Raw genomic sequence first — 12,084 nt, 5'->3', positions numbered from 1 at the left:
ATCGCTCATCAGTCGGCCAAGTGCACGGAAAAGAGGGCTGACGCGTCGGGGAGGTCGCCCAATTCGAAGTCGTCCGGGTCGACCTCGAAGACTTCCCCACCGTCGCATTTGAACTCCACGGGCTTCTCCGGGTCAGCCGACGGAGGGATATCGCAGCGAGGTTTGATGACGGCCGTTGCTTCAGCCTTTGCATGCTTCGACTCAGTGCCCGGGATGATCGAGTCGCCAACCGTATATGTGGTCTCGATCTTCGCCCGGAAACCCCGGAATCCGTTCACCTCGCCGGGACCGAATGCGATCACGATCGAGTCGTTTGCAGCAGCCAGGGCTTCTGCCGCATCTCTAGCCCCTGCACCGGTGAACTTGTCACCTGTAAGCCAGTCCAGCCAACCGTCGCTGCTGCCTATGGACAGTTCCAATCCGTCCATGAGCTCACCCCTGGCGTCCTGCGCAGCGGCCAACGCTGCTGCGTCAGCAGCAGATTGAGCTCCGTTGCGCGCCGAGGCCGCTTGAGCGAAAGCGAAGAAGGCGAGGGCCACGAACAGCAGAATGCCCGTCAACCAGATGTAGATGGGAAGGGCCTGCCCACGATCACTCCGCAGGTAGCCGGCTGTCAGCCGCCGACGACGTCGTCGACCGCATCCCCGATGGCGCTGGAGATCACGCCATCCAGTCCGAGCTGGTCGATCAACGTGAAGATCCCCGCAATAAGAATCATCAACCCCGCATACTCCACAAACCCCGCCCCCGCATCCCGCCCCTCTCCCCGAACCCGCGACGACACGGAGACCGTCCAGTCGACCCAGACTTTGAGCACGCGTTCCTTCAGCACGACGGCCCCTTCTCTCCCACCCGATACCGCGCCCTTTGTGGTCAGAGGCAACGTACGCCACACGGCGTGCATCGGCAGCAACTCTGCGCGACGCAAGCGGTATCCGGGGTGCCCGGCCCACAAGTTGGCGGGTTCTCTTCCCCCTCGTTGAGATCACCATGCACGAAGTCCCCTCACGCGAACCGTGAACTCAGCCTGACTGTCCCACATCGAGTTGCATCCGCGAAGAGCTTTCGCGAAGTCGTTCATCTCAACCGTCCCCACTCAACGGTCCAGAATGGAGCCGAAGTCGGATCCCGAGCCCAGGAACATGCCCGCCGCGATCAGGATCATCGTGGCCGGGAGCATGAAGACGAGCGTCACCATCGTCGCCTTGGGGATCGTCTTCGCCGCCCGGCGGCGGGAGTTCTGCGCGTCCGTGCGGCGCATGTCCGTGGCGATCTGGATCAGCGTGTCCGCGATCGGGGATCCCAGCTCCTCCCCCTGCTGGAGCGCCGAGACGAACTGGGCGACCTGCTCGGACGCGTTGCGGCGGCGCAGGTCGTCGAAGGCCTGGCGGCGGCTGACGCCCATGTCCATCTGGCGCAGGGTGATGCGGAGTTCGTCCGCCCACGGCCCCTCGTACCGTTCCGCGACGCGGTCCAGCGCCTGGCGGAAGCCGAGGCCCGCCGAGACCACCACGGCGAGGACGTCCAGGAAGTCGGGGAGCGTCCGGTCGATGACCTCGCGGCGTTCGCGGATCGCCTGCCAGATCAGCGCGTCCGCCGCCACCGCACCGAAGGCCAGCGTGAGCAGGCCGAAGAGCGGGGAACCGTTGGTGAGGAAGACGAGGCCGAGGACGAGGCCGAAGACGCCGTAGACCGCCCGCCGTGCCGCGTAACGGTCGATCGTCAGGCCGCCGGGGTTGCCCGCCATGTCTATCCTGCGGCGCTTGGCGTCGACCCGTTTCGGGCCCATCAGGCGCAGGACCAGGGGCGCGAAGCGCATGCCGAGGCGGTCCACGGCCGAGCCCGCGACCGAGACCCTGGTCGCGCCGACCTCCAGGGCCACGGCCAGGTCGGTCGGCAGCTTCGCGTCCGCGCGGTACATGCGGATGCCCTGGCAGACGCCGGCCACGGCGAGACCCATGACGGCCGCGAGGAGCAGGCTCAGCACGGTGGCTCCTTCCTCAAGGTCCCTGGTTCCAGCAGGGCTCCCCCGGCGTTCCTCGGCATTCCTACACCTCGATCTTGCCGAGGCGGCGGATCACGAAGAAGCCGACGCCGTACAGGCCCAGCGAGATCAGGATCAGTGTCTGGCCCAGCGGTGAACCCGTCACCCGCTCCAACGCGCCCTCGTTCGAGGAGTTGATGAGGAGCAGGGAGCCGAGGCCGAGGAGCGGGACCGTGAAGGCCGTCGCGTTGACCTCGGAGAGCATCGTGCGGACCTCGCGCCGCGTCTCCTTGCGGTCCTCCAGGGTCTGGGTGAGGTTCCGCAGGGAGTTGACCACCGTGCCGCCCGCCTTGTTGGACAGGACGAGCGTCGTGACGAGGACGACGAGTTCGCGGGACGGGAGGCGTGCGGCGAGCTCGCCCAGCGTGTCGTCGATGGATCTGCCCATGGTGAGCTGGTCCGCCACGTGGGAGAGTTCCTCGCCGGCGGGGGCTTCCAGTTCCTCCGCCGCCATCGCCAGGGACGTGCGCAGGGCCAGGCCCGCCGCCGTCGCGTTCGCCAGGATGCGGGCCACGTCCGGGAGTTGGTTGATGAACGCCTCGATGCGCTTCTGGCGCTGCCAGTTGAGGAAGGCGGCCGCTCCCCATATCGCGACGATGCCCGCGATCGGGCCGAAGAAGGGGGCCAGGGTCGCGGCCGCGATCAGCCAGAGGGCGGCGACGACCGCGACGACGTAGGTGAAGAACTCGCCCGCCGTGAGGTCGAGGCCCGTCGAGGACAGACGCAGGTGGATCGCGCGGCCCAGGCGGGTGCGGCGCAGGCGGCGGTCGACGGCGGCGAAGCGGCGGGTGCGGCCGGGTGGGCCGCCGTCCCCCGTGCCGGGGCCGAGCGCGAGGCGGTCCACCAGGGCCTGGCGCTGGGCGCGGCCCGACGCGTACGTGTGGACGCCCGCGACCGCGAGCGTGCCCGTCAGGAGGGTGGCGCCCAGGGCGAGGAGTGCGGGGTCGTTCATCCGATCGCTTCCCTCGTGTCCAGTACGTCGATCGCCTCCGCCACCCCGAACGCGGGCGGCACCGGTTCGTTCGCGACGTACAGCTTGTCGGCGATCTCCCGCGGCAGCGGCAGGTGCTCGAAGTGGCCGTGCACGACGCGGTCCGCGCCGAGCGGGCGTGGCACGAAGCGGGAGACCGGCACGATGCGGAAGTGCTGGCGGCCATGGGAGACGAGCAGCACGATCTCGGCGACCTTGCGAGAGCCGTCGCCGTGTCGGGCGAGCTGGACGACGACGTCCACGGCCGAGTTGATCTGGTCCTTCAGCGCCTCGAAGGGGATCTGGACCTCCGACATGGAGCCGAGGGTCTGGAGGCGCATGAGGGCGTCCTCCGCGGTGTTCGCGTGGACGGTGGCGAGCGAGCCGTCGTGGCCGGTGGACATGGCCTGGAGCATGTCGAGGGTCTCACCGCCGCGGACCTCTCCGACGATGATGCGGTCGGGCCGCATGCGGAGGCTGTTGCGGACGAGGTCGCGGATGGTGATCTGGCCCTTGCCCTCCACGTTCGGGGGGCGGGACTCCAGGCGGATCACGTGTTCCTGCTGGAGCTGGAGCTCCGCCGAGTCCTCGATGGTGATGATGCGTTCGCGGGCCGGGATGAGGCCGGAGAGGGCGTTGAGGAGGGTCGTCTTGCCGGTGCCGGTTCCGCCGCTGACGATGAGGTTGAAGCGGGCGCGTACGAACGCGGAGAGCAGCATCAGCATCTGCTCGTCGAGGGAGCCGAGGCCGATGAGTTCGGGGAGGGTGTAGGCGCGCGGGAAGCGGCGGATCGTGAGGGTGGCGCCGGTGAGGGCGAGCGGGGGGATGATCACGTTGACGCGTTCGCCGGTGGGGAGGCGGGCGTCGACCATGGGGTTCGACTCGTCCACGCGGCGGTTGACGGTCGACACGATGCGTTCGATCGTCTGCATCAGCTGGTCGTTCGAGGCGAAGCGGAGGGGGAGCTGCTCCACGCGTCCGGCCCGTTCGACGAAGATCGAGTCGGGGCCGTTGACCATGATCTCCGTGATGGAGGTGTCGGCGAGGAGCGGTTCGAGCACGCCGAGTCCGAGGGCCTCGTCGACGACGCGGCGGATCAGCTGGGAGCGCTCGGAGGTGGAGAGGACGGGGCCTTCGCGGCTGATGATGTGGCCGAGTACGCGCTCCAGGCGGACGCGGCGGTCCGCGGCCGTGAGCGACGACATCTCGGCGAGGTCGATCTCCTCCAGGAGCTTGGAGCGGTAGACGGCGACGAGGCCGTCGTCGCGGCTCGGCTCGGTCTGGTGGGTGGGGGCCACGCGGTCGCGCAGACTCATGTCGTCCTTCAACCTCCTTCGGGAGTACGGGGCATGGGGTACGTACGGGGGTTCGCGGCCGGGTCAGTCGGCGTCGGGTGCGTCGTCGTTCGGCATCGTCGCCTCCTTGGTCACGCTCCAGTCCGTGTCGACGAAGGGGAGCAGGGTGGGCACCTGGACCTCGACCGTGGCGGTCGTCGTGGCGCCGCCCTTGCTGACGCCGACGGACGCGGTCAGGCCGCCGTCCATGGCGGCGGCGCCCGCGGCCTCCCCGGAGTCGCCCCGCGAGGCCGCGCGGGCGGCGGCCCTGGCGCCGGAGCCCGCCTGGTTGGCCGCGTAGCCGACCAGGCCGAGCTGGATCGCGGCGAGGCCGATGAGCAGCAGGATCGGCAGGAAGCCGGCGAACTCCAGCATGGAGACGCCCTGGTCGCCCCAGCGTCGGCGGCGCCCGTGCCGGGGCCGTGGACGTCTCACCCGTCCTCCCCCTCCTTCGCCGCGCCCGCCTCCCCGTCCACGTGCCATCCCGCGTCGAAGCCCGGGAAGAACACCGGTACGTCCACGGAGACGTGGGCCTTCCACACCGTGCCCTCGTCCGTGCAGGACACCGCCGCGTCCTGCCAGGCGTCGGGCAGGTGTTCCTGGGCCGCGGCGGAGCAGGCCCCGGCCGCCCCCGTGCCCGCCGCGTGGGCCGCGGTGGCCGCCCGGGCCGCCTCGTCCGCGGCGTTTCCCGCGAGAGAGTACGTGTAGCCGTACAGCGCGCACTGCCAGAGGATCGCCATGACCGCGAGCAGCAGCGGGAACATCGCGGCGAATTCGAGGGTGACCGCGCCGCGGTCGCCGGTCGCCGCCTTCCTGCGCAGGGCGAGCCCGCCTCGTTTTCCGCCCGTGCCCGCGGCGTCCGGGTCGACCAGGCCCAGTTCGCCCGCGAGGCCCCAGAGGGCCTGTTTGACGGTGGAGCGGCTTTCGAGGTCCTGCATGCGGCCCGCGTCGACGGCGGCCTGCAGTTCCTTGAAGCAGGCGGGCACGGTGGTCCGTGCGGTCTTCGTGCCGGTGACGCGTTCGACGAGGACGGGCTGGATCTCCGCGCCCTTGCCGTGCCGGTTGACGACGGTGACGGTCTCCTCGGCCTTGCGGATCTGCAGCCGGTCCCAGAGGCGCACCATGCGCTTGGCGGCGCGGACGGCGACGACGTCGGGGGTGACGAGCAGGAGGGCCCGGTCGGCGAGTTCGACGGCGGTGGCGCCTGCTCCGGTGACGTAGGAGCCGCAGTCGACGATCACGACGTCGTAGCGGGCGCGCAGGGCGCCGATGGTCTGGCGGACGACGCGGTCGGTGATCTCTTCGCCGCGTTCGCCGTCAGCGGGGGCGAGGAGCAGGCCGATGCCGGTCTCGTGGGTGTAGACGGCGTCCTGGAGGACGCGGGGCGTGATGTCGGAGATGGCGGCGAGGTCGGCGATCGAGCGGCGGAACTGCACGTCGAGGTAGGAGGCGACGTCCCCGGACTGGAGGTCGAGGTCGACGAGGGCGACGCTGCGGCCCGACGCGCACGAGGCGAGGGCGAGGTGGACGGCGGTGAGGGTCGTGCCGACGCCGCCCTTCGCGCCGCTGACGGTGACGACGGTGCCCGCGGCCTCGGGCCCGCCTCCCGCGTACAGCTCGAGGCCGCCCCCGCTGCCCAGGTGCCTGCGCATCCCGGTGGACCAGGCGGCGGCGGCCTGGATGCGCTCGGCGAGGGCGTCGTAGGCGAGCGGGAGGCCGACGATGCCGCGGGCGCCGGAGTCCATGGCGGCGGTGAGGAGCCCGGGGCCGGTGTCGGCGGTGATCAGGACGACGCCGACCGCGGGGAAGCGCAGGACGAGGTCGCGGATGAGGTCGAGGGCGGGGACGGGCCCGATGCGCTCGTGGACGAGGACGACCTCGGGCAGCTCGTCGACCGACTCGGCGGCGAGCCGCGCGAGGGTGTCGAGGAGCGCCGTGGAGTCGCCGACGGGCAGCGCGGGTTCGGTGTCGGGAAGCTGGCCGGTGAGGGTGGACAGCGCGCGGGCCGCGTCGGTGTCGCCGACGGCGGGGAGGATCCGAGTGGTCATCCGTGACCTCCTACTTGTCCTCGTCGAGGGTGTACGTCCGGTCCCTGGGCGGCACGGTCGCATCACCGCCGGCGCCGACCAGGGCGAGTCGGACGTGGGTGGCGAACGATTCGGCGTACGCGACGCGCTGGGCGTCCGCGGTGCCGAGGGCGAAGGTGATCGGTACCGCTTCCGTGGCCCGGCGGCGCGTACGGTCGTCCTGGTCGGGTTCGAGCGGGGTCAGCTTGCCGACGTCCAGCACCTTGGCGCCCTCCACGATGACTTTGGACTGGTCCTCGGCGTCGTCGGCCTCGCCCTTGAAGGTGGCGTAGATGTTGACCTTCGAGCCGGGGGTGATCTTGCCCGCGACACCGGTCGCCGCGTCGATCATGATGGCGATCTCCTGCTGCCCGGGGCCGAGTTCGGGGCGTCCGACGATCATGTCGGACTGGAGCAGGGAGCCCTTGCGCAGCTGGGTGACGGCGATCTTGCCGCGGATCTCGCGCAGGTCGGTGACGGCGTTGTCGGACAGCCACCGCTCGGGCATCTCGACCTTCTCGAACTGGTCGGCGGTCAGTTCCTTGTAGGGCGCGATGTCGCCCTTGAGCTTGTACGCGGGGACCTCGGGTCCGACCTTCGAGTTCGCGTCGCGGATCACCGAGAGGACGCCCGCGAACGCGCCGAACGCGCACAGGACCGAAAGGACCAGCAGGATGACGCCGCGGCGCTGGCGTGAGTTCATGGCCGGACTACCTCGATCGAGTGCGGTTGGCTACGGACAGTGAGCGGGGTGGCGCACGTGCGGTCGTCGGTCGCGTACGAGGGGCGGTGTCGGGCGGGAGCGGTCTAGGTGGTGCCGCGGGGCAGGGCGGTCGTGCCGGGTGCGGGGGCCGTGTCGGCGGCCGGGCGGAGCCGGTGGCTCGCGGGGACGAGGGTGCGCGTCGGCTGCGCGGGGCGCTCGCCGGGCGGCGGCAGGGGCGCGGCGCAGAACGCGCAGCGGTCGCCGATGAGTTCGAGGCCGCACCAGTGGCAGTCGTCGCGTCTGACGGAGGACACCAGCTGGTAGAGGACGGAGATGTCGGGGATGGCGGCGGCGAACTCGACGAGTTTCGCGGTGGCCCACCAGCGTTCGGACTCGGCGGGCAGCCTGGCCTCGGTGACGTCCTGGACCTTCCAGGCGGGGGCGAGGGCGGCGGTGACCCAGTCGGGGTCGAGGCGGCCGGGGGCGTAGAGCAGTCGCGTACCGAAGCCGGGGCCGGGCAGCTCCGCCTCCTCGCCGCCGCCCGTCACCTTGACGAGCTCGGGGCTCGGGGTGGCGAGGGCCGCGAACCGGCTGCCCGGGAGCCAGGACTTGGCGTGTGATTCCAGGCTGACGTCGATCCTGCCGCGGTCGAGGCGGGCGACGGAGCCGAGGAGAGCGCCGGCGTAGATGTAGTGGGACAGGAGGCGGGCGGCGGAGGCCAGGACGCCGGGGCTGAAGTCGCAGACCGACAACTGCCGCAGCTGCAGCGCGAGTACGGCGAGGCCGAGCGGCGGCAGGTCGGAGCGGACGACGGCGATGCGGTCGCTCTCCAGGACGGATCGGACGGCGTACAGGCGCCGGGCGACGGACGCGGGCGCGGAGGACGGGCACAGCGCGATCACGTAGCCGTGGTGCTCGATGAGGGTGTGCATCTCCGTGAGCGCCTGGTCCAGGGAGTACGTCCGCGGGGACTGCACGGCCGACTGGAGGACGGCGGCCGACGGGGTGTGCCGGTCGGGTGACGGCAGCACGAGGTCGGGGCCGGTGACGGCTATGGCGGTCGGCAACGCGTACACCCCCGGTGGTCGTGCACTCCTGCCTCAGCACCATATCCACGTCATGGTCGCCTCAACACCCAACTTCGCACTGTTCATGTGGAGGTGGGCGCGTACTCCTGTGCACCAAGTGATGTTTGATCCCTTGACAATGCAATTGGTCTGGACCAGCTTGTACGACCAAGCAGACGGCGGTGGCCACCGTTCCGACGTACCTCTCCCCCCACCGGAGGCAGCAGTGGACCGCACACGCAGGAGAAGGACCGGTGCTCTCACCGGCGCCGTCGCCGCCCTCGCTCTCACCCTGACGGGCCTGTCCACCGGCGGCGCCGCGAGCGCCGAGAGCGCCGCCGACGCCGGGACCCGCACCGTGCCCGAGCACGCGGTGACCGGCTACTGGCAGAACTTCGACAACGGCGCCCAGGTGCAGAAGCTGGGCGACGTGCCGGACGCGTACGACATCATCGCCGTCTCCTTCGCCGACGCCACCGCGACGCCCGGCGAGGTGACCTTCCACCTCGACTCGGCGGGGCTCGGCGGCTACACCGTCGACCGGTTCAAGGCCGACATCAAGGCCAAGCAGGCCGCGGGCAAGTCAGTGATCATCTCGGTCGGCGGCGAGAAGGGCGCGGTGGCGGTCAACGACGCGGCGTCCGCGAACGCGTTCGCCGACTCCGTGCACAAGCTCATGGCGGAGTACGGCTTCGACGGCGTCGACATCGACCTGGAGAACGGCCTCAACTCCACGTACATGACGCAGGCGCTCAAGTCGCTCGCGGGCAAGGCCGGTCCGGGCCTCGTCCTGACGATGGCGCCGCAGACCATCGACATGCAGTCCCCGTCGACCGAGTACTTCAAGACCGCGCTCGCCGTGAAGGACATCCTCACGGTGGTCAACATGCAGTACTACAACAGCGGTTCGATGCTCGGCTGCGACGGCAAGGTCTACAGCCAGGGCACGGTCGACTTCCTCACCGGGCTCGCCTGCATCCAGCTGGAGAACGGCCTCGCGCCGTCGCAGGTCGGCATCGGCGTCCCGGCGTCGCCGCGGGCGGCCGGCGGCGGGTACGTCGCGCCGGACGTCGTGAACGACGCCCTGGACTGCCTGGCGAAGGGCACGGGCTGCGGCTCCTTCAAGCCGTCCAAGACGTACCCGGGCATCCGGGGCGCGATGACCTGGTCCACCAACTGGGACGCGTCCGCGGGCAACGCCTGGTCCACGTCGGTGGGCGCGCACGTGCACGGCCTGCCGTAGCACGACGGATACGGACAGCGGCGCCCCCGCTCCCCCGGAGGCGCCGCTGTCGATCACTGTCGGACCGGACCGGACCGGAATCGGACCCGGCCGGAACCGGACCGCGTCAGAAAGTGACCCCCGCCCACAGCAGCTTGTGGTCGGAGTGGATCGCGTCGGTGGCGTCGGCCCAGTCGACGTGCGTCGACGTCGGTACGAAGAGGTAGTCGATCTTCTTGTTGTCGCCCGCCATCGTGGCCTCGCCGTCCCGGCACCACAGGAACACCGGGAAGGGCGAACCCCCGATCACGTCACCCCAGTGCGGGTTGTTGCCGCAGTGGCTGTCGGCCTCCTTGAACTGGCCGAACGCGCCCCGCCCGTAGTCGGAGTGGTAGAAGTTGTCCGGCGCCTGGTGCAGCGGCTCGGCGTTGAGGTCGCCGCCCACGAACTTGGTGTATCCGGCGTACGTGGTGTCCAGGATCTGCCTGGCCCTGGCGGACTCCGTGCGGCGCTCGGCCTTGCTGTCGTGCGTGAGGTGCACGCTGCACAGGGCGAGCTGCCTCGCGGCAGAGGTCACGCAGAGCATCTCGCGCTGCTCCCGGTCCGCCGAGGTGCCGAGGGAGTGGCCGACGAGCGTCGCGGGGTCGAAGCCCAGGTCGCTGCGGACGAGGAGGCCGTTGCCGAAGTCCGTGCGCTGCTCGTCCGGCACGCCCACCGGGTGGTAGCACTTGGTGTTCGGTCCGCCCGCGCTCCGGGTCACCGGGTCGAACAGCACCGTGTACTCGCCGCCCAGCTGCGTCCGCAGTCGGTCCGACCAGTCCGCGCAGGCCTCGTTCAGCGTCATGAAGGCGGGCTTGCGGTCCTGGACGCTGCGCACCAGGGCGTCCGGCGCCTCGTCGCCGTCGTCGCCGTGCTGGGCGTTGCCGCCCGCCATGTTGAACTGCCCGATGGTGTACGACGCCGCGGGGGCCGGGGCGGTGCCGGGCTCGGCCGGGGCCGCGGAAGCGGTCGGTCCGGCCCACAGCAGCGCGCCGCCGAGCAGTGCGGCGAGCGAGACGAGCGTACGCGCGCGGCGCGCCCTTCTGGTGGCTCTCGTGGTCATGATCTCCCCCGTTCGCCCGGCTGAACGGCAGCCAGGCTTGAGTGGGCCATGACAGTACTGAGGCTGCCCGGTACAGACAGCCCCCGAAAGCGAGGTTGGCCGAACCCGTGCCCCGGAACGGCCACCTCCCCCCGGGTCAGAAGAAGCTGCCCCAGTCCTGGTCGGTGATCTGCTTGACGCACAGCACCAGGAACAGCAGGCCCGCGACGGTCAGCATGCCGTTGCTGAGCCAGCCGTTGCGCCACTCCTTCGGCGTACGGCTCGAATTGAGCAGCCAGACCAGGGTGAGGGCGAGGAAGGGCATGAAGGCCGCGCCGAGCACGCCGTAGAGGATGATGAGGCGGAACGGCTGCCCCTCGAAGAGCAGGATCATCGGCGGGAAGGTCAGCCAGAGCAGGTAGGCGCGGAACGGCACCGACTTCTCGTGGCTGCCGGACGCCACCTCCTTGCCGGTCAGCGCCTGGTCGTCGGCGCCGACGCGCTGTTTGCGGTAGCGCTCGACGAAGTCCGCGAACATCAGGCTCACGCCGTGCCACACACCGATCAGCGAGGTGAAGGACGTGGCGAAGAAGCCGACGAGGAACAACTTGGCGGTGGCGGCGCCGTACTCCTTCTCCAGGATGTCGGAGAGCTGGACGAGGCCCTTGTCGCCGCTGGCAATGGCGACGTCGGCGGAGTGCAGCATCTCGGCGCCGACGAAGAGCATGGCGACGACGAAGATGCCGGTGGTGATGTACGCGACGCGGTTGTCGAGCCGCATCACCTTCATCCAGCCGGTGTCGGTCCAGCCCTTGGCGTTGACCCAGTAGCCGTACGCGGCCAGGGTGATGGTGCCGCCGACGCCGCCGATCAGGCCGAGGGTGTTGAGGACGGAGTCCTTCTCGTCGGGGAGGACGGGCAGCAGGCCCGCGAAGGCGTCGCCCAGGTGCGGGGTTACCCGGACGGCGAGGTAGACGGTCACGAGGAACATCACGCCGACGAGGACCGTCATGACCTTCTCGAAGACGGCGTACTTGTTGAACCAGACGAAGACGAGGCCGACGACGCCCGTGAGGATGGCCCACCACTTGAGCGCCATGACGTCGGGGAACAGGGCCTGCAGGGGCAGCCCGGACGACGACATCGCGGCCGCGCCGTAGACGTACCCCCAGATCACCACGTAGACGACGAAGAACCACGTCGTCCAGCGGCCGAGGCCGGCCCAGCCGTCGAAGAGGGTGCGGCCGGTGGCCAGGTGCCAGCGGCCCGCCGCCTCGGCGAGCGAGATCTTCACGACGCAGCCGATGACGGCGGCCCACAACAGCGTGTAGCCGAAGTTGCTGCCCGCGATGAGGGTCGCGACGAGGTCGCCCGCGCCGACGCCGGTCGCGGCCACGACGATGCCGGGACCGATGTACTTCCAGCTCGATTTCCGGGGCCGGGGGGCCGCCGCGTCGGCGGTGGTGCCACTGCCTGTCGTTTCAACCATGCCGATCAAGAAAGCGCATCGCGGGCCGGGGCACAAGAGGTTGGCCAAAGACTGTGTTGACCGGTGCATGCCACGCGTCGACGATGGGCCCGCGCATCGCACCCCGCA

12 protein-coding genes are annotated in these 12,084 nt (G+C 70.3%); 1 reads left to right on the top strand and 11 read right to left on the bottom strand.

Annotated features, from left to right (window positions below):
• Positions 1 to 8: 8 nt before the first annotated feature.
• From AC07DO_RS21980 to AC07DO_RS21940, 9 genes are all read right to left on the bottom strand, one after another.
• A complete protein-coding gene (locus tag AC07DO_RS21980; RefSeq protein WP_479062467.1) occupies positions 9 to 602 on the bottom strand; it encodes a pilus assembly protein TadG-related protein in 594 nt (197 codons plus the stop codon).
• Between the two features lie 11 nt (positions 603 to 613).
• Positions 614 to 817, bottom strand: coding sequence for a hypothetical protein (locus tag AC07DO_RS21975; RefSeq protein WP_479062466.1), 204 nt, complete (start codon positions 815 to 817; stop codon positions 614 to 616).
• 279 nt (positions 818 to 1,096) lie between these two features.
• Complete coding sequence (locus AC07DO_RS21970) at positions 1,097 to 1,987, bottom strand: DUF5936 domain-containing protein (RefSeq protein ID WP_479061875.1); 891 nt, start codon at positions 1,985 to 1,987, stop codon at positions 1,097 to 1,099.
• Between the two features lie 61 nt (positions 1,988 to 2,048).
• Positions 2,049 to 2,996, bottom strand: a complete 948-nt coding sequence (locus AC07DO_RS21965; protein ID WP_479061873.1) for a type II secretion system F family protein — start codon at positions 2,994 to 2,996, stop codon at positions 2,049 to 2,051.
• Positions 2,993 to 4,330, bottom strand: a complete 1,338-nt coding sequence (locus AC07DO_RS21960; RefSeq protein ID WP_479061872.1) for a CpaF family protein — start codon at positions 4,328 to 4,330, stop codon at positions 2,993 to 2,995. Before AC07DO_RS21960 ends, AC07DO_RS21965 begins: the two co-directional genes overlap by 4 nt.
• Positions 4,331 to 4,393: 63 nt before the next feature.
• Positions 4,394 to 4,783 (bottom strand): TadE family protein, encoded by a 390-nt coding sequence (locus AC07DO_RS21955; protein ID WP_479061871.1) that lies wholly within the window; start codon positions 4,781 to 4,783, stop codon positions 4,394 to 4,396.
• On the bottom strand, positions 4,780 to 6,396 hold the full coding sequence (locus AC07DO_RS21950; protein WP_479061869.1) for a CpaE/TadZ family protein: 1,617 nt from the start codon (positions 6,394 to 6,396) through the stop codon (positions 4,780 to 4,782). The genes AC07DO_RS21955 and AC07DO_RS21950 overlap by 4 nt, the downstream gene beginning before the upstream one ends.
• A 10-nt stretch (positions 6,397 to 6,406) precedes the next feature.
• A complete protein-coding gene (cpaB, locus tag AC07DO_RS21945; protein WP_479061867.1) occupies positions 6,407 to 7,117 on the bottom strand; it encodes a Flp pilus assembly protein CpaB in 711 nt (236 codons plus the stop codon).
• 104 nt (positions 7,118 to 7,221) lie between these two features.
• A complete protein-coding gene (locus AC07DO_RS21940) occupies positions 7,222 to 8,193 on the bottom strand; it encodes a hypothetical protein (protein ID WP_479061865.1) in 972 nt (323 codons plus the stop codon).
• A gap of 217 nt (positions 8,194 to 8,410) precedes the next feature.
• Between AC07DO_RS21940 and AC07DO_RS21935 the strand changes: the two genes are divergently transcribed.
• Entirely contained in the window at positions 8,411 to 9,427 is a 1,017-nt protein-coding gene (locus tag AC07DO_RS21935; RefSeq protein ID WP_479061863.1) for a chitinase, read from the top strand.
• 106 nt (positions 9,428 to 9,533) lie between these two features.
• On the opposite strand, the gene AC07DO_RS21930 is transcribed toward AC07DO_RS21935, so the two are convergent.
• Positions 9,534 to 10,508, bottom strand: coding sequence for an endonuclease/exonuclease/phosphatase family protein (locus tag AC07DO_RS21930; RefSeq protein ID WP_479061861.1), 975 nt, complete (start codon positions 10,506 to 10,508; stop codon positions 9,534 to 9,536).
• A 136-nt stretch (positions 10,509 to 10,644) separates the two neighbouring features.
• The gene (locus AC07DO_RS21925; protein WP_479061860.1) at positions 10,645 to 11,976 is read right to left on the bottom strand and encodes an Nramp family divalent metal transporter; all 1,332 of its coding nucleotides are present in this window, start codon (positions 11,974 to 11,976) and stop codon (positions 10,645 to 10,647) included.
• Between the last annotated feature and the right edge of the window lie 108 nt (positions 11,977 to 12,084).

The organism is Streptomyces sp. NPDC045678, assembly GCF_056432085.1.
This window is presented reverse-complemented; position numbering and strand designations above follow the sequence as displayed.